The 16700-nt window shown below is 73.8% G+C and carries 16 protein-coding genes and 2 pseudogenes; 16 read left to right on the forward strand and 2 right to left on the reverse strand.

The features are described from left to right. Positions 1-12 precede the first annotated feature (12 nt). The 8 genes from AB0H28_RS20050 (at position 13) to AB0H28_RS20085 (ending at position 7119) form a co-directional block, all read left to right on the forward strand. Complete coding sequence (locus AB0H28_RS20050) at positions 13-507, forward strand: Na(+)/H(+) antiporter subunit C (RefSeq protein WP_358042030.1); 495 nt, start codon at positions 13-15, stop codon at positions 505-507. Between the two features lie 55 nt (positions 508-562). Continuing rightward, positions 563-2068: a Na+/H+ antiporter subunit D gene (locus AB0H28_RS20055; RefSeq protein WP_358042033.1), complete on the forward strand. Its 1506-nt coding sequence runs from the start codon at positions 563-565 to the stop codon at positions 2066-2068. Between the two features lie 5 nt (positions 2069-2073). Further along, positions 2074-2688: a Na+/H+ antiporter subunit E gene (locus AB0H28_RS20060; RefSeq protein ID WP_358042036.1), complete on the forward strand. Its 615-nt coding sequence runs from the start codon at positions 2074-2076 to the stop codon at positions 2686-2688. Continuing rightward, a complete protein-coding gene (locus AB0H28_RS20065; protein WP_358042039.1) occupies positions 2685-2948 on the forward strand; it encodes a monovalent cation/H+ antiporter complex subunit F in 264 nt (87 codons plus the stop codon). The genes AB0H28_RS20060 and AB0H28_RS20065 overlap by 4 nt, the downstream gene beginning before the upstream one ends. Positions 2949-3128: 180 nt before the next feature. After that, complete coding sequence (gene mnhG, locus AB0H28_RS20070; RefSeq protein ID WP_358042042.1) at positions 3129-3464, forward strand: monovalent cation/H(+) antiporter subunit G; 336 nt, start codon at positions 3129-3131, stop codon at positions 3462-3464. 163 nt (positions 3465-3627) lie between these two features. Next, positions 3628-4983, forward strand: a complete 1356-nt coding sequence (locus AB0H28_RS20075) for a hemolysin family protein (RefSeq protein ID WP_358042045.1) — start codon at positions 3628-3630, stop codon at positions 4981-4983. Beyond that, entirely contained in the window at positions 4980-6044 is a 1065-nt protein-coding gene (locus tag AB0H28_RS20080; protein WP_358042047.1) for a hemolysin family protein, read from the forward strand. The genes AB0H28_RS20075 and AB0H28_RS20080 overlap by 4 nt, the downstream gene beginning before the upstream one ends. Before the next feature lie 151 nt (positions 6045-6195). Beyond that, the gene (locus AB0H28_RS20085) at positions 6196-7119 is read left to right on the forward strand and encodes a sporulation protein (protein ID WP_358042050.1); all 924 of its coding nucleotides are present in this window, start codon (positions 6196-6198) and stop codon (positions 7117-7119) included. Positions 7120-7202: 83 nt separating this feature from the next. Here the strand turns inward: AB0H28_RS20085 and AB0H28_RS20090 are convergent, their stop codons facing one another. Continuing rightward, positions 7203-8441, reverse strand: a complete 1239-nt coding sequence (locus AB0H28_RS20090; RefSeq protein ID WP_358042052.1) for a bifunctional pyridoxamine 5'-phosphate oxidase family protein/GNAT family N-acetyltransferase — start codon at positions 8439-8441, stop codon at positions 7203-7205. Positions 8442-8479: 38 nt separating this feature from the next. Here AB0H28_RS20090 and AB0H28_RS20095 point away from each other — a divergent pair, with 38 nt between their 5' ends. Both AB0H28_RS20095 and AB0H28_RS20100 read left to right on the forward strand, forming a co-directional pair. After that, a complete protein-coding gene (locus AB0H28_RS20095; protein WP_358042054.1) occupies positions 8480-9817 on the forward strand; it encodes an aminotransferase class I/II-fold pyridoxal phosphate-dependent enzyme in 1338 nt (445 codons plus the stop codon). Positions 9818-9902: 85 nt separating this feature from the next. Continuing rightward, the gene (locus AB0H28_RS20100; protein WP_358042057.1) at positions 9903-10601 is read left to right on the forward strand and encodes a UdgX family uracil-DNA binding protein; all 699 of its coding nucleotides are present in this window, start codon (positions 9903-9905) and stop codon (positions 10599-10601) included. A 227-nt stretch (positions 10602-10828) separates the two neighbouring features. On the opposite strand, the gene AB0H28_RS20105 is transcribed toward AB0H28_RS20100, so the two are convergent. Then, entirely contained in the window at positions 10829-11476 is a 648-nt protein-coding gene (locus AB0H28_RS20105; protein ID WP_358042060.1) for a 4a-hydroxytetrahydrobiopterin dehydratase, read from the reverse strand. Between the two features lie 82 nt (positions 11477-11558). Here AB0H28_RS20105 and AB0H28_RS20110 point away from each other — a divergent pair, with 82 nt between their 5' ends. The 6 genes and pseudogenes from AB0H28_RS20110 to AB0H28_RS20135 form a co-directional block, all read left to right on the forward strand. Further along, the gene (locus AB0H28_RS20110) at positions 11559-12086 is read left to right on the forward strand and encodes a hypothetical protein (protein ID WP_358042063.1); all 528 of its coding nucleotides are present in this window, start codon (positions 11559-11561) and stop codon (positions 12084-12086) included. A 92-nt stretch (positions 12087-12178) separates the two neighbouring features. Next, positions 12179-13321, forward strand: a complete 1143-nt coding sequence (locus AB0H28_RS20115) for an acyl-CoA dehydrogenase family protein (RefSeq protein ID WP_358042066.1) — start codon at positions 12179-12181, stop codon at positions 13319-13321. A gap of 67 nt (positions 13322-13388) precedes the next feature. Continuing rightward, the gene (locus AB0H28_RS20120; RefSeq protein WP_358042069.1) at positions 13389-14693 is read left to right on the forward strand and encodes an MFS transporter; all 1305 of its coding nucleotides are present in this window, start codon (positions 13389-13391) and stop codon (positions 14691-14693) included. A 4-nt stretch (positions 14694-14697) separates the two neighbouring features. Next, a complete protein-coding gene (locus AB0H28_RS20125; protein ID WP_091072521.1) occupies positions 14698-14898 on the forward strand; it encodes a DUF3046 domain-containing protein in 201 nt (66 codons plus the stop codon). 185 nt (positions 14899-15083) lie between these two features. Next, a pseudogene (gene recA, locus AB0H28_RS20130) lies at positions 15084-15698 on the forward strand (recombinase RecA); the annotation flags it as partial. Between the two features lie 3 nt (positions 15699-15701). Beyond that, positions 15702-16550: pseudogene (locus AB0H28_RS20135) on the forward strand (recombinase RecA); the annotation flags it as partial. Between the last annotated feature and the right edge of the window lie 150 nt (positions 16551-16700).

Here is a 16700-nt window from a genome sequence, read left to right on the forward strand (position 1 = left end):
CCGGCGGGCGGCGTGACGCGGGGGGCGGCCGGGCCGACGCTGGTGCTGGTGCTGGCGGTCGGGGTGCTCGTCGCCACCGGCGTCACGTTGATGCTGGAGCGCAGCCTGACCCGGATCCTGCTCGGCGTCATCCTGCTCGGCAACGGGGTCAACCTGCTCATCCTGCTCGGCGGGCGGGCCGGCGGCGCCCCGCTGGCCGGTACCGCGCCGGCCGGGGGATTGAGCGACGCGCTGCCGCAGGCCATGGTGCTCACCGCCGTGGTGATCATGTTCGGGTTCACCGCGTTCCTGCTCGCGGTCGCCTACCGGAGCTGGCACACCAGCGGCGACGACGAGGTGCAGGACGACCTGGAGGACCGGCAGATCGTCCGGCTGGCCGGGCGCGACGAGGTGGCCGCCGCGGACCTGGGCGGGGAGGGCGCGGACGACGACCCGGAGCAGGTCGACCCGGAACAGGTCGACCCGGAGCCGGCCCGCCGGCGGCTGCGCCGGGGCGAGGAGTCATGAGCGCGAGGAGTGAGCCGGGGCTGCGAGCCCCGCAGTCGCGAATCGTGGCGGCACCATGAGCGGGCTGGTGCCACTGCCGGTGGTGGTGCCGCTGCTCGGCGCGGCGCTCACCCTGCTCCTGTCCGGGCGGCCCCGGCTGCAACGCTCGGTAAGCGTGCTCTGCCTGGCGAGTGTGCTGCTGGTCGCGGTGGTGCTGCTGGTCGGGGCGTACCGGCACGGGCCGCTGGTGACGCGGGTGGGTGGCTGGCCGGCGCCGGTGGGCATCGTGCTGGTGGCCGACCAGTTGGCGGCGCTGATGCTTGTGGTCTCCTCGGCGGTCACGCTCTGCGTGCTGCTCTACTCGATCGGGCAGGGCCGGGCGGAGACCGGGGAGACCGCGCCGGTGAGCATCTTCCACCCCACCTATCTGGTGCTCACCGCCGGCGTGACGAACGCCTTCCTGGCCGGTGACCTGTTCAACCTCTTCGTCGGGTTCGAGATCCTGCTGGCCGCGAGCTTCGTGCTGATCACGCTGGGCGGCACGGAGGCCCGGCTGCGCTCGGGTTCGACGTACGTGGTGGTCAGCATCCTGTCGTCGCTGCTCTTCCTGTCCGCGGTGGGTCTGGTGTACGCGGCCACCGGCACGCTGAACATGGCGCAGCTCGCCGGCCGGCTGGACGCGGTGCCGTCCGGCGTACGCCTGACCCTGGAGCTGATGCTGCTGCTGGCGTTCGGCATCAAGGCGGCGGTCTTCCCGGTGTCGGCCTGGTTGCCGGACAGCTACCCGACCGCGCCGGCGCCGGTCACCGCCGTCTTCGCCGGCCTGCTGACCAAGGTCGGCGTGTACGCGATCATCCGCACCGAGACGTTGCTCTTCCCCGGTGGCCGGGTGTCCGGCCTGCTGATGGTGGTGGCCGGTCTGACCATGGTGGTGGGGATCCTCGGCGCGGTGGCCCAGTCGGACATGAAGCGGCTGTTCTCCTTCACCCTGGTCAGCCACATCGGCTACATGATCTTCGGGGTGGCGTTGAGCAGCGTCGCCGGGCTGTCCGGGTCGATCTTCTACGTGGTGCACCACATCACCGTCCAGACCACCCTCTTCCTGGTCGCCGGCCTGGTGGAGGAGCGGGCCGGCAGCACCGACCTGCGCCGGCTCGGCGGGCTGGCGCGGGTCACCCCGGTGATCGCCGTGCTCTTCTTCGTCCCGGCGATGAACCTGGCCGGCATCCCGCCGTTCTCCGGCTTCCTGGGCAAGCTCGGCCTGCTCCAGGCCGGTGTGGCGGCCGGCGGCACCCTGCCCGCCGTGCTGGTCGCCGCGGGCACGGCGACCAGCCTGCTCACCCTCTACGTCGCGTCCCGGGTGTGGAACATCGCGTTCTGGCGGGCGCCGAGACTGGCCACCACCACCCCGGTCGCCCGGCTGCCCGGCCTGATGGTCGGCGCCACCGCCGCGCTGGTGGCGCTCGGCGTGCTGCTCACACTGGTGGCGGGCCCGCTGTTCCAGGTCACCGCGGACGCCGCCGCCGACCTGCGCCAGCGCACCCCGTACGTCCGGGCGGTCCTGCCGCGGGACATGCCGTGACCGGCGTGCCGCCCCCGGACCGGGGCGCCACCGAACGGCCGCCGGCGGGCGGGCCGCCGTGGGTGGGTCGGGGCGGGCGGTGGCGCGACCAGGCGATCGCGCTCGGCTGGTTGCTCGTCGCCTGGCTGCTGCTCTGGGGCGAGGTGTCCTGGGGCAACCTGCTCGGCGGGCTGGTGATCGGCGCGGCGGTGCTGTTCTTCTTCCCGCTGCCGCCGGTCACCTTCGGCGGCCGGCTGCGACCGGGTCCGCTGCTGGTGCTCGCCGGCAGGTTCGTCGCGGAGCTGGTCAGCGCCAGCGTGCACGTCGCCGCCGTGGCGTTGCGTCCCGGCTACCGGCCGCGCGGCGCGATCATCGCGGTTCCGCTGCGGGTCCGCACCGACCTGAACCTGGCGCTCACCGCCGAGGTGATCTCGCTGGTGCCGGGCACCCTGATCCTCGACATCGACCGCGCGCGGGGCGTGCTGTTCGTGCACCTGCTCGACGTGCGCGCCCCGGCGGACCTGGCCGGCGGGCGCGACCGCGTGCTCGCCGTCGAACGGCGCATCGTCCGCGCCGTCGGCTCGCCCACCGAGGTACGCCAGCTCGACCTCGAACCCGTCGAACGGAGGAACGACCCGTGACCGTCCTGCTCGCCCTCGCGCTGACCCTGCTGCTCTCGGCCACCGCGCTGCTCGCCCTGCTGCGGATCTACCGGGGCCCGTCGCTGCTCGACCGCGTCGTCGGCGCCGACCTGCTGCTGTCGGCCATGCTCGCCGCCGTGGCCACGGAGGCCGCGGTGAGCCGGCACGCCACCACGTTGCCGGTCCTGGTGGTGCTCTCGATGCTCGGCTTCGTCGGCTCGGTCTCCCTGGTCCGCTTCGCCGTCCGGGCCGAATCGTGAGCGCGAGGAGTGAGCCGGGGTTGCGAGCCCCGCAGTCGGGAACCGACACCAGCTTCGTGAGCGCGAGGAGTGAGCCGGGGTTGCGAGCCCCGCAGTCGCGAACGAGAGGGGGCTCAGCGTGAGCGCGAGGAGTGAGCCGGGGTTGCGAGCCCCGCAGTCGCGAACGAGAGGGGGCTCAGCGTGAGCGCGGGTGCGGTGGCGGACTGGGCGGGTGGTTTCCTGCTGTTGGGTGGGGCGTTGCTGAGCCTGGTCGCCGGCATCGGGCTGGTGCGTTTCCCGGACACCCTGGCCCGGATGCACGCCGCCACCAAACCGCAGGTGCTCGGCATGCTGCTGCTCCTGGCCGGGCTGGCGTTGCGCCTGCGTACCGGGTCGGACCTGGGCATGCTGGTGCTGGTGGCGATCTTCCAGCTCGCCACCGCGCCGGTCGCCGCGCAGATGATCGGGCGGGCCGCCTACCGGGCCGGGCGGGTGGACCGTTCGCTGCTCGACGTCGACGAGCTGGCCGAGCCGTGAAACGGGACGTGGGGGAGGGTTCCCGGCACCTTCAGCGGGCGTCCAGCGAGCACCGATAAAATGGCGGCATGATCGACTCTCCTGCCCCGGAGGGCAGCAGTAGCCGGCCGGGTCGTACCCGGCATCTTTCCTTCCCGACGACCCCGGGAGCCCTGAACCTCCCGTGTTGATCCTCGTCGGTCTCCTTCTCATCACCGTGCTCACCGCCGCCACCGGCTACTTCGTGGCGCAGGAGTTCGGCTACGTCGCGGTGGACCGCGGCAAGCTCAAACACCTCGCCGACGGTGGCGACCGGGCCGCCGCCCGGGCCCTGGAGGTGACCGGGCGGCTCTCCTTCATGCTCTCCGGCGCCCAGCTCGGCATCACCGTGACCGCCCTGCTGGTCGGTTACGTCGCCGAGCCCTACCTGGGCGCCGGGCTGGCCGACCTGCTCGGCCTCGCCGGGGTGTCCGGCGCGGTCGCGCTGCCGCTGTCGGTGGCGCTGGCCCTGGTCATCGCCACAGTGGTGCAGATGGTCCTGGGTGAGCTGGCCCCGAAGAACCTGGCCATCGCCCGGGCCGAGCCGCTCGCCCGGGCGCTGTCCCGGTCCACCCTGATCTACCTGCGAGTCGCCGGCCCGCTGATCACGCTCTTCGACCGGGCCGCCGTGCGGCTGCTCCGCCGCGTCGGCATCGAGCCGATCGAGGAACTGCCCAGCGGCGCCACCCCGGCCGACCTGGAACAGATCATCGCCGAGTCCCGCGAGGAGGGGCACCTCGACGCGGAGATGTCCGACCTGCTGGACCGGGGGCTCGACTTCCGGGAACTGACCGCGGGCGAGGCCATGGTGCCCCGGGTGGACGTGCACACCGTCCGCGCCGACGAGCCGGTCAGCCGGGTCGTCGAGATGCTCGACACCGGCCACTCCCGCTTCCCGGTGCGCGGGGCCGAGGGCGTCGACGACCTGATCGGCGTGGTCGGCATCGCCGACGTGCTGGGGGTGCCGCCGGCCGAGCGCTCGCGTACCCGGATCGGCGCGGTCGCCGTACCCCCGTTGCTGGTGCCGGAGACGCTGCCGCTGCCGACGGTGCTGGACCGGCTCCGGTCCGGGCACCGGCAACTGGCCTGCGTGGTCGACGAGTACGGCGGGTTCGCCGGCGTGATCACGTTGGAGGATCTCGCCGAGGAACTGGTCGGCCCGATCCGCGACGAGGACGACCCGCCGGAACGCGCGCCGGCCCGGCAGGAGGACGGCTCCTGGGTGGTGCCGGCCCGCTGGCGGATCGACGAGGTCGCCGACAGCACCGGCATCGAGCTGCCCGAAGCGCCCGAGTACGACACGCTCTCCGGCCTGGTGATGCGGGAGCTGGGCCGGGTCCCCGAGGTCGGGGACCGGCTGGAGATCGCGCCGGCCGGTGACGGTGACGAGCCGTCCACCGGCCCACGGGTGCTGGTCGAGGTGCTGGCGGTGGACCGGCACGTGGCCGACTCGGTCCGGCTGCGGTCGACCGCCGACGTGGCCGGGGAGGGTGCGGCATGAGCCCCGGGTTCGCGCTCATCTTTTCCGTGGTGCTGCTGGCGCTCAACGGGTTCTTCGTGGCGGCCGAGTTCGCCCTGGTCGCGGCGAAGCGTTACCGGTTGGAGCAGTCGGCCGCCGGTGGTGGCCGGGCGGCCCGCGCGGCGCTGGACGGCGTCCGCGAGCTGAGCCTGATGCTGGCCGGCGCGCAGCTCGGCATCACGCTGTGCACGCTGGGTCTGGGCGCGCTGGCCGAGCCGGCCATCGAGCACCTGCTCAGCCCGCTGCTGCACGCGGTCGGCCTGCCCGACGCGGCGAGCCACGTGGTCGCGCTGGTGTTCGCGCTGGGTCTGGTGACGTTCCTGCACCTGGTGGTCGGTGAGATGGCGCCGAAGTCCTGGGCGATCACCGACGCGGAGCGTTCGGCGATGCTGCTGGCGCTGCCGTTCCGGGCGTTCGCCCGGATCGCCCGCCCGGTGCTGTCGCTGCTCAACGGCCTGGCCAACGCGATGCTGCGGCTGGTCGGGGTGCAGCAGCAGGACCAGCTCGCCCAGGTGCACGGCCCGGACGAGCTGCGCATCCTGCTGGAGCAGTCCCGGGAGCACGGGCTGCTCGGCGCCGAACAGCACCAGTTGCTGACCAGCATGCTGGAGTTGCAGGGCACCACCGTGGCGCAGGTGATGGAGCCGTTCGACCGGATCGTCACGGTGCGCCGGGACGACACGGCCGACCGGATCGAGCACGTGTCCCGCGACAGCGGCCGGTCCCGGCTCGCCGTGGTCGATGCCGGTGGCGAGGTGTGCGGCCTGGTGCACGTACGCGAGGCGGTGCGCGCAGTCACCACCGGCCGGCCGGCGACAGCCGGTGAGTTGATGACGAGCGCGTTCACGCTGCCCGCCGAGGCATCGGTGACCGAGGCGGTGGCCGCCATGCGGGGCCGGCAGGCGCAGCTCGCGCTGGTGCGCAACGGCGGCGGCCCGACCCGCCCGATCGGCTTCGTCGCCCTCGAAGACCTGCTGGAGGAGGTCATCGGCGAGTTCGACGACGAAACCGACCCGGTCCCGCGGGGCCGCCGCCTGCGCTGACCCACCCACCCACCCACCCACCCACCCCCCTTCGCCGCAGATTCACGGAAACAGGGGCTGTCCGAGCTCGGACAGCCCCTGTTTCCGTGAAACAGGCGTGCGATCGGGGGGCGGGGGGGCATGCGGCGGCGGGGAAGGGGAATGTCGCGATATGCGGGTGACGGGGGTGTCGAGGGGACCGGCCTGGACCGGGCTCTCGGTGAGCACCACCCTGCCCAACCCGAGCACCCGCCCGGGCCTGCGCCTGCCGGGACGGGTGACGCTGCGCGCCGACGGCGAGGACATCGTGGTCCGGCACATCCGGCTGGGACTTGTCGCGCAGGTCGAGCCGGAGGATCCGGGAGCGTCACGCCGGCTCGTGCAGTATCACCAGTGGCCGATCGCGGGCCGGTTCGTGGTGCCGGCGGGTCGGCGGCGGGCGGTCGACTTCGCCGTGCCGCTGCCCTGGGAGACGCCGGTGACGGTGTTCGGCGGGGTGCCGTTGCTGACCCTGCGCACCGGCTTGCGGACCGAGGTGTCCGTCGATCCGGACCTGGACCAGGGCGAGATGGTGCCGGTCCTGGTCCACCCGTTGCCCACCCAGCAGCACCTGCTCGCCGCGCTGGACACGCTCGGCTTCGTGATGCGGCAGGCCGGGCTCCAGCAGGGCCGGCTGCCGCAGGTGGCGCAGACGCTGCCGTTCCAGCAGCGGCTCGGCTTCTGGGCCGCGCCGCTCTACGCCGGGCCGATGACCGAGCTGGAAGTGATCATGTGGACGGACCCGGCCGGCATGGAGGTGCTGTTCTGGCTGGACCGGCGGCTCTCCCTGGCCGGGGTGACCCACCAGAGCATCAGCCGGTTCCGGGTCTGGCACGCCGGGGCGGACCGGCGGGACTGGGTGTCGACGGTGGACGGCTGGCTGCGGCACGCCATCGACCGGCACGCCGCCGCCGCCGCGCATGCGGACTGGTCGGCCACGGTCCGGGAGTCGGCGCACGTCAGCCGCCATCCCGACCAACCCGTCGCACCCGGGTACGGGCTCGGCGGCACGGCCGGCAGCGGCGGCGTCGGTGGCGGTGGCGGCGACGGCACCTGAGCACCGCGCTGCCCACCACACGGGGCGGTGAGAGGGGGCCCCTTCTCTACCGGAGGCGTTAACCGGGGGCCCCTCCTTACCCCTCAGCCGGCGGCGAGCTTGAGGCGCTCCCGGAGCTTGAGCTGGGCGGTCGGCCACTCGTCGGCGAGCATCGAATAGAGCGCGGACTGCCGCCAGGTGCCGTCGGCACGCCGCCGGTTGGACCGCAGCGTCCCCTCCCGCACCGCGCCGAGCCGCTCGACGGCCCGCTGGGAGCGTTCGTTGAGCGTGCTGGTCTGCCAGGTGACCCGCACCGCGTCCAACTCCTCGAACGCGCGGGTGAGCAGCAGCAGCTTCGCCTCGGTGTTGATGCCGGTGCGCCACCAGGCCCGGCCGAGCTGGGTGTGGCCGATCTCCACCGCCCGCAGGTCGGCGTCCGGCTCATGGTAGGACGTGGTGCCGACCACCGCCCCGGTGGCCGCGCAGCGCTGCACCCAGGGCGTCCGCACGCCCCGCGACCAAGCGTCCAGGGCCGCGCGGATCAGCGCGGCGGTGTCGTCCACGCTGGTCGGGCGACGGCTGCCCACGTGCCGCCAGACCTCCTCGTCGTCGAGTGCGGCGTGCAGCTCCTCGGCGTGGGCGAGGTCCAGCGGCTCCAGCAGCACGTGCTCGCCGCGCAGCACCACCGGGTCCAGCCAGGGGGACCGCGTCGGCCGCAGGTACGCCGGGACCGGCGCGGTGACGCCCGGGGCCGGCTCGGGCAGCCCGGGCGTGAGCCGCAGCGGCAGCACCCCGGCCCAGTGGGGCAGCCTCTCGTCCGCCGGCTCGTCGTTGACCCCGCCGGTCCGGGTGCGAACCGAGACCTCGCGCAGCGGCAGCGCCAGCACGGCGGTCTCGGCCAGCTCGCGGCGGTTCGGCGGCCGGCTCTCGGCGGACCGGCCGCTCGCCACCTTCTCCACCAGCGCGGTCAGCGCCCGGGCCTTCTCGTCGGGGTCGTCGACCAGCCGGGCGGTGCCGTGGGCGACCACCGAGCGGTAGTTGGCGCTGTGGTGGAACTGGGAGCGGGCGTAGACCAGCCCGTCGAGGTGGGTGACCGCGACGCAGACCGGCAGCCCGGCCTCGCCCCGGGCGGCCAGCATCGGCCGGCTGCCGGTGGAGCCGTGCAGGTAGAGCGTGTCGTCGACGCGGAGGTGCAGGGTCGGCAGGATCCGTGGCTCACCGTCCACCACGAACGTTAGCGCGCAGTGGTACGCCTCGTCCAGCAGCGCGTGGACGGTGGCCCGGTCGTAGCGCATCCGGTCCCGGGTGCGGGTGGCGGTGGTGCGTGCGGTCGCGGGGTACATCCGGCATCCCACCTTTGTTCTAGTACAATCCGTAAATTGTGGCAGCACGTTATCAGGTCAGCGGGTCCACCTCGGCGGCCATTTCGACGAGCGTGGAATCCGGCATCCGCGCCGGCACGCTCGTCCCCGGCGACGCCCTGCCGGCGGTCCGGGCGCTCGCCGGCGAGCTGGGCGTCAGCCCGGCCACGGTCGCGAAGGCGTACCAGGACCTGCGGCACCGCGGCCTCGTCGCCACCGCCGGCCGGCACGGCACGAGGGTCCGGCCCCGCCCGCCGGTGGCCACCCGCCGCGCCGCGCTCGCGCCCCCGCCACGACCCGGCACCCGCGACCTCTCCGCCGGGCACCCCGACCGGCGGCTGCTGCCCCCGCTCGGGCCGCACCTGGCCGCGCTCGCCGCCGAGTTCGGGTCCCCGACCGGGTACGCGGACGCCGCCGTCCTGCCCGAGCTGGCCGCGGTGGCCCGGGAACGCCTCACCGCCGACGGCGTGCCGGCCGCCGAGCTGACCGTCACCGGCGGCGCGCTCGACGGCATCGAGCGGCTGCTCGCCGCGCACCTGCGCCCCGGCGACGCGGTCGCGGTGGAGGACCCGGGCTGGGCCAACCTGCTCGACCTGGTCGCCGCGCTCGGGCTGCGTACCGTCGGGGTGCCGGTGGACGACGACGGCCCGAGCGTGGCCGGGGTGCGGGCCGCGCTGGCCGCCGGGGTCCGCGCGCTGGTGGTGACCAGCCGGGCGCAGAACCCGACCGGCGCGGCGGTCTCCGCCGAGCGGGCCGCCGCGCTGCGCACGCTGCTCGCCGGCCGGGCCGACCTGCTGCTGATCGAGGACGACCACGCCGCCGAGCTGGCCCGCGTACCCCTGCACCCGCTCGCCGGAGCGACCCCGGCGTGGGCCTTCGTCCGGTCGGTGAGCAAGCCCTACGGACCCGACCTGCGGCTCGCCGTGCTCGCCGGGGACGAGGCCACGGTGGCCCGGGTGGCCGGCCGGGCCCGGGTGGGCGCCGGCTGGGTGTCCACCGTGCTGCAACGGCTGGTCCTGTCGCTGTGGCGCGACCCGGCCACCGCGAAGCTGGTGCGGCGCGCGGCGGACGGCTACGACCGGCGGCGCGACGGGCTGGTCGCGGCGTTGGCCGCGCGCGGGGTGGTCGCGCACGGCCGCACCGGGATCAACGTCTGGGTGCCGGTGCCCGACGAGACGGTCGCGGTCACCGCGCTGCGCGACGCCGGCTGGTCGGTGGCGCCCGGCAGCCTTTACCGGATCGCCGCCGCCCCCGCGATCCGCCTGACCGTGAGCTCCCTCGACGAGCCCGACCTCCCCGCTCTCGCCGACGCCGTCGCCCGCGCCACCCACCCGGTGCAAGGCCGGGCCCCCTATTAACGCCTCCGGTATAGGAGGGAGCCCCGCTTAACACGCGCCGGGGAGATGCCGCGTGCCGGACGGCGGACGGGGTAGAACGGTCCGCATGGCCGAAACCGAGAGCGCCCCCGGAGCGCAGGAGTTCATCCCGCCGGAGGCGGACACCATCGACGCGCTGCGCGCCGCGGCGGCCGGTTGCCGGGGCTGCGAGCTCTATCGGGACGCGTCGCAGACGGTCTTCGGCCGGGGCGACGAGAGCGCGAGGGTGGTCTTCGTCGGCGAGCAGCCCGGCGACGTGGAGGACCAGCAGGGGCCGCCGTTCGTCGGCCCGGCCGGGCGGCTGCTGCGCAAAGCGGTCGACGACGCCGGCCTCGACCCCGGCCAGATCTACCTGACCAACGCGGTCAAGCACTTCCGCTTCGAACTACGCGGCAAACGACGCATCCACCAGACCCCCGACCGGGTGCACATCACCGCCTGCCGGCCCTGGCTGGTCGCCGAGTTCGCCCGGCTGCGCCCACAGGTCGTGGTGGTGCTCGGCGCCACCGCCGCCAAGGCGCTGCTCGGCCCGACGTTCCGGGTGACGAGACAACGCGGCGACCTGCTGCCCTGGCCGGCCGCCGCGCAGCATCCGGAGGACTTCGCGCGGGTCCCGGTGGACCGCGCCGGCGCGGTCGCGGACGCGCCGGACACCCGGCTGCTGGCCACCATCCACCCGTCCGCCGTGCTCCGCGCGGACAACCAGGACATCGCGTACGAGGGCCTGGTCGCCGACCTCAAAGTGGCGGCCGGCGCGCTGCGCTGAGTCGGCCCCTCCTTGGTCGCGGCAAGGAAACGTCTCGCCGGCCCCCGCTTGTGTCCTTGCGGTCTCGCCGTCAGCCGACCCTCCGGCGGGTGTCAGCGGCGCCCTGACGCACCCATGGTGTTCCACTCGTGAGCTGGGTGAGGCGTGGGTGGAACGCTATGGGTGTCTTCGGCGCCTTGAGGCACCCATGGTGTTCCACTCGTGGCGACGGCTCCCGGCCCGCTGGCTCAGCCGCGCCCCTGCCAGGTGCAGAGGCAGACCCGGTTGCCGTCCGGGTCGGCGAGCACCCAGAAGTTCGGGGCCTCCGCGTCGCTGACCAGTGTGCCACCGGCCGCCAGCGCGGCCTCCAGCCGGGGCTGGACCTCGGCCGGGTCGACCCAGACGTCCGGGTGCCAGTGCTGCCGGGGCTCGTCGCGCCCCGAGCCCTGGAACCAGATCGTCGGCAGCGCCCCGGCCGGGTCGCGCACCTCGTCGTCGCCGGGTCGTGCCTGGTCCCCGGCCAGCACCGCCCGCCAGAACGGCGCCACGGCGGCGTGCTCCGGGCTGTCCAGCGCCAGCTCCAGGCGGGACAGTCCGGCGTACGACGGGGTGAGCCCGGCCTCGGCGGCGAGCGCCGTGACGGCCCGGGCCAGCCGCAGGTCCCGCCCGGTGACGCCGCCGACGTCGTGCGACCACAGCCGCACGTCCACGAACGTGTAGCGCAGGTCCAGGTCGGGATGGTGGTCGACCCGCTCGGCCTCCGCGCCGACGGCGGCCACCAGCGCCAGGCCGGTCGCGAAATCCGGGGTACGGATGCGGGTGTGCAACGCGCCGAGCAGGAACGTCCACCCGTCCAACCCGGCGTCGGCGATCTGCTCTCCGGTCAACGTGCCCATCCGGCCATCCTGACGTGTCCCGGCCCGGCCGGCCAGCGTCCACACCGGATTGCCGAGCGACCCGCCCGGGTACGGTCCCGGCATGTCCGCCGACGACCGCTCCGCGTCCCTGGTGCGGCTCGGCCCGCCCGGACCGTACGTGATCTTCATGATCGTCGCCACGCTGTGCTGGCTGCCGCTGCGGCTCTGGGAGGAGCGGGACGGCTCCGTTTCGGTCGCGGTCGTCCGGGCCGGCCTGGGCGGCGTGATCTGGGGGATCTTCCTCCTGGTGCTGAGCCGGACCGGCTGGATGAGCCGGAAGCGGCGTACGCCGGCCGAGTCGGAGCGGACCGCCGGCTGGCGGATCACCGAGGTCGCCCTGCGGCGGGGCGCGGCGCCCACCGACGAGGCCGGCCGCACGGCGGTCACCGACGACCTGCCGGCGGTACACCGGGGAGCGCTGGGCGCAGCGGTCGCGGCCACGCTGTTCCTCGGTCCGCTGATCGCGCTCGCCGTTGGCGTCGGCCGGACATCCACCGCGATCGGGTTCGGGATCGTCCTGGTCGCGGTGCTGGCCGCCGCCGCGCTGACCGCGCGCCGGGAGCGCCGGTTGCGAGCGCGGCTGTACTGACCGGGCATGCGCTCACGGCCCTCGCTCCGCTCGGTGCGTTCGCTCATGCCGCCCCTGTCCAGGCCCGGGTGAGCGGTGCCAGACTGGCCGCCATGGAGCAGCATCTCTACCAGCCCGTCCACGAAGAGTTCCGGGACCTGTGCCGCCGGTTCCTCGCCCGGGAGGCGGTGCCGCACCACGAGCGGTGGGAGGCCGAGGGCATCGTCGACCGGGAGGTGTGGCGGGCCGCCGGCGCGGCCGGGCTGCTCGGCCCCGACGTCGACCCGGCGTACGGCGGTGGCGGGCAGCGCGACTTCCGGTTCAACGCGGTGCTCGACGAAGAGATCGTCGCGAGCGGCTGCACCGGTCTCGGGTTCGGGCTGCACAACGACGTGGTGGCGCCGTACCTGACCGAGCTGACCACCGACGACCAGCGCAAGCGCTGGCTGCCGGGCTTCTGCTCCGGGGATCTGGTCACCGCCATCGCGATGAGCGAGCCGGGCGCGGGCAGTGACCTGGCCGGTATCCGCACCACAGCGGTCCGCGACGGCGACACGCTCGTGCTCAACGGCCAGAAGACGTTCATCACCAACGGTGAGCTGGCCGACCTCGTGGTGGTGGTGGTCAAGACCGCTCCGGAGCAGGGCGCGCACGGGGTGAGCCTGGTGGCGGTGGAGCGCGGCACCCCGGGGTTCGACCGGGGACGCCGGCTGGCGAAGGTCGGTCTGAAGGCCAACGACACCGCCGAGCTGTTCTTCGACGACTGCCGGGTGCCGGCGGAGAACCTGGTCGGCGTCGAGAACCAGGGCTTCTACCACCTGATGGCGAACCTGCCCCGGGAGCGGCTGAGCATCGCGGTCGGCGCGGTGGCGGCCTGCGAGAAGCTGCTCGCGCTCACGCTGGAGCACGCCCGGTCCCGGGAGGCGTTCGGTCGGCCGATCGGCCGGTTCCAGCACAACCGGTTCCTCCTGGCCGAGCTGGACACCGAGGTCACCATCGCCCGGACGTTCGTGAACCACTGCGTCGAAGAGTACGACGCGGGCCGGTTGTCGGTGACCGACGCGGCGAAGGCCAAGTGGTGGACCACCGAGTTGCAGAACAAGGTCGCCGACCGGTGCGTGCAGTTGCACGGCGGCTACGGCTTCATGCTGGAGCACCCGGTGGCGAAGGCGTGGTTGGACAGCCGGGTGCAGACCATCTACGGCGGCACCACCGAGATCATGAAGGAGATCATCGGCCGCGGGCTCGGCCTGTAGCGAAACCGGTTGCGGGGCGGCCGGCCCGGTGCGCGACGATGAGGCACCCGTCCTCACCAGGAGCACCATGGCCACCGATCTGACCGCGCCGGCCCCGCCCCGGCCCGACGTCGCCGACCTCCAGCGGCGCACCCTCCGGCTGCTCTTCCTCACCCAGATCGTCGGCGGCGTCGGCGTCGCCATCGGCATCTCGGTCGGTGCGCTGCTCGCCGCCCGGGTCGCCGGCACCGCCCTGGCCGGGCTGGCGCAGAGCGCCGGCGTGGTCGGCGCCGCGCTGCTCGCCGTACCGGTGACCCGGCTGATGGCGGCGCGCGGACGGCGACCCGGTCTGGTCCTGGCCTATCTGGTCGGCGCGGTCGGCGGCGCGCTGGTGGTGGTCGCCGTCGTGGCCGACCGGGTGCCGCTGCTCTTCGCCGGCATGCTGCTGTTCGGCGGCGGCACGGCGGCCAACCTCCAGGCCCGCTACACAGCCGTCGACCTGGCCGAGCCGGCGCGCCGGGGCCGGCAGTTGTCGCTGGTGGTCTGGGCCACCACGATCGGCTCGGTGGCCGCGCCGAACTTCGCCGCGCTCGCCGACGGCGTCACCCACGGCTGGGGCCTGCCGCTGCTGGCCGGCCCGTTCCTGGTCAGCGCCGTCGCGTTCACGCTGGCCGCCGGCGTACTCCTGGTCCTGCTCCGGCCGGACCCGCTGCTCACCGCGCGCCGGCTGGCGGCGGCCGAGTCGGTCCGCACCGCCGGCTCCGGCCCGCAGGTCACCCACCGCGGGGGGATGGCCGCCGCGTGGCGCACGGTACGCCGCCGGCCGGCCGCCCGGCTCGGCATCGCCGCGGTCGCGGTGGGGCATCTGGTGATGGTCGCGGTGATGTCGATGACGCCGGTGCACCTCGACGAGTGGCACTCCGACGCGGACCTGCTGCGCGTGGTCGGCGTCGTGCTCAGCCTGCACATCGCCGGCATGTACGCGTTCTCACCGGTGACGGGCTGGCTCACCGACCGGCTGGGCCGGCGGCCGGTGATCCTCGGCGGCGTGGCGTTGCTGCTGGCCGCGTGCGCGGTCGCCGGCACGGCCGGGCACCGCACCCCGGCGCTCTCGGTGGGGCTGGCGCTGCTCGGGCTGGGTTGGTCGGGCACCATGGTGGCGGGCTCGACGCTGCTGTCGGAGTCGGTGCCCACCGCCGACCGGCCCGGCGTGCAGGGCCTGTCCGACCTGCTCATGGGGCTGGCCGGGGCGGGTGCGGCGGCGGTGAGCGGGTTCGTCATGGGGGCCGTGGGGTACCCGACGCTCACCCTGCTGGCGGCGATCGCGGTGGTGCCGCTGGTGGCGCTCGCGCTGCGGCGTCCCGGTGCGGAACCACTCGACGAGGAGGAGTGAACAGGTGCGGCTGACCGACTTCTGGGCGCGGCTGGAGGAGGCGTTCGGGCCGGGGTACGCGGCCAGCATCGCCAGCGACCAGGTGCTGTCCCAGCTCGGCGGGCGGACCGTCGAGCAGGCGCTCGCGGCCGGTGAGGAGACGCACGTGGTGTGGCGCGCGGTGGTCGCCGCGTATCCCGACCGGGTGCCTGCCCGACTACGCTGAGCAGCCTTTTCGTCGGCCCCGCGTGTCGCTTGCCCAGTCGTACACCTGTTCGGCTATTGTCCACAGCGGGGTGCTCGTCCACAGTTCGCGGCCCGTCGGCTGGTTTTCTGTCGGACCCAGCGCCTAGCGTGTCCCGCGTGACGCGAAGCTCAGGAAAGACGCCGGCGAAGGCAGGGGTGGCAACGATGGCGGCAGGTCCTGACCGGGAGAAGGCGCTCGACCTTGCTCTCGCTCAGATCGACAAGCAGTTCGGCAAGGGTTCGGTGATGCGGCTGGGGGAGCGGCCCGTCGTGCAGACGGCGGTCACGCCGACCGGTTCCATCGCGCTCGACGTGGCGCTCGGCGTGGGCGGGCTGCCCCGCGGCCGGGTCGTCGAGATCTACGGTCCGGAGTCCAGCGGTAAGACCACTGTCGCCCTGCACGCGGTGGCCAACGCCCAGCGGGCGGGCGGCATCGCCGCGTTCATCGACGCGGAGCACGCGCTCGACCCGGAATACGCCAAGGCGCTCGGCGTCGACACCGACGCCCTGCTGGTCTCCCAGCCGGACACCGGCGAGCAGGCGCTGGAGATCACCGACATGCTGGTCCGCTCCGGCGCGATCGACATCATCGTGATCGACTCGGTCGCCGCGCTCGTGCCGCGCGCCGAGATCGAGGGTGAGATGGGCGACAGCCACGTCGGTCTCCAGGCCCGGCTGATGAGCCAGGCGCTGCGGAAGATCACCGGCGTGCTCAACAACACCGGCACCACCGCGATCTTCATCAACCAGCTCCGCGAGAAGATCGGCGTGATGTTCGGCTGCATGTCGTATTCGACCAGGGTCACCCTGGCCGACGGCACGCAGGAGAAGATCGGCAAGATCGTCAACCAGCGGATGGATGTCGAGGTCCTCTCCTACAACCCGGACACCGACCGGGTGGAGCCCAAGCGGATCACCAACTGGTTCAACAACGGGCCGGCGGAGCAGTTCCTCCAGTTCACCGTCGCCAAGTCCGGCGGCAACGGTCGTGCCCAATTCGCCGCGACCGCCAATCACATGATCCGGACGCCCGGCGGCTGGCGGGAGGCGGGCGAGTTGATCGCCGGTGACCGGGTCATGTTGGCCGAGTCTCGTCGTCTCAGCGAGCAGCAGTGGCAGGTCGTGCTCGGTTCGCTGATGGGCGACGGGGCGCTTTCGCCGAACCGGCGAGACCGCTCCGGCGTCCGCTTCCGGCTGGGGCACGGTGCCCAGCAGGTCGCCTACCTCGACTGGAAGGTCTCCCTGCTGGGCAACATCAGCCATGCCCGCCGCACCGACGCCCGTGGCGCGAGCTTCGTCGACTTCACGCCGCTGCCCGAGTTGGACGAACTGCGTCGCGCGGTCTACCTCGGTGACGGCAAGAAGCATCTCAACTGGGACTACCTCAAGGCGCTCACCCCGCTGGCGCTCGCCGTGTGGTTCATGGACGACGGCTGCTTCACGCTGCGTTCCAAGGGCCTGCAGGAGCGAACGGCCGGTGGTTCGGGTCGGATCGAGATCTGCGTCGAGGCGATGGCGGAGGGGACCAGGACCCGTCTGGTCGACCACCTGCGCGACGCGTACGGCCTGGACGTGAAGCTGGCGGCCCGTGGCGCGCGGCGGACCGCGTCGATCGTCTTCACCACCGATGCGTCGGCGAGGTTTCAGGCGCTCGTCGCGCCCTACGTGCCGGTCGCCATGGAGTCGAAGCTCCTGGCCAGATTCCGCGGGCAGTGCGCGGTGGAGCCGCAGTTCGTGCCGGAGGAGCTCACGCCGGTGCCGGCGCGGGTCATCGACGTGCGG

It is taken from the genome of Micromonospora sp. NPDC050980, from assembly GCF_040653835.1.
Classification (GTDB): Bacteria; Actinomycetota; Actinomycetes; order Mycobacteriales; family Micromonosporaceae; genus Micromonospora.

Excerpts from the sequence above, each read along its gene's own strand:
- AB0H28_RS20055 (WP_358042033.1), top strand. The coding sequence starts at position 563 with ATGAGCGGGCTGGTGCCACTGCCGGTGGTGGTGCCGCTGCTCGGCGCG.
- AB0H28_RS20080 (WP_358042047.1), top strand. The coding sequence starts at position 4,980 with ATGAGCCCCGGGTTCGCGCTCATCTTTTCCGTGGTGCTGCTGGCGCTC.
- AB0H28_RS20085 (WP_358042050.1), top strand. The coding sequence starts at position 6,196 with ATGCGGGTGACGGGGGTGTCGAGGGGACCGGCCTGGACCGGGCTCTCG.
- AB0H28_RS20090 (WP_358042052.1), bottom strand. The coding sequence starts at position 8,441 with ATGTACCCCGCGACCGCACGCACCACCGCCACCCGCACCCGGGACCGG.
- AB0H28_RS20100 (WP_358042057.1), top strand. The coding sequence starts at position 9,903 with ATGGCCGAAACCGAGAGCGCCCCCGGAGCGCAGGAGTTCATCCCGCCG.
- AB0H28_RS20105 (WP_358042060.1), bottom strand. The coding sequence starts at position 11,476 with ATGGGCACGTTGACCGGAGAGCAGATCGCCGACGCCGGGTTGGACGGG.
- AB0H28_RS20110 (WP_358042063.1), top strand. The coding sequence starts at position 11,559 with ATGTCCGCCGACGACCGCTCCGCGTCCCTGGTGCGGCTCGGCCCGCCC.
- AB0H28_RS20115 (WP_358042066.1), top strand. The coding sequence starts at position 12,179 with ATGGAGCAGCATCTCTACCAGCCCGTCCACGAAGAGTTCCGGGACCTG.
- AB0H28_RS20120 (WP_358042069.1), top strand. The coding sequence starts at position 13,389 with ATGGCCACCGATCTGACCGCGCCGGCCCCGCCCCGGCCCGACGTCGCC.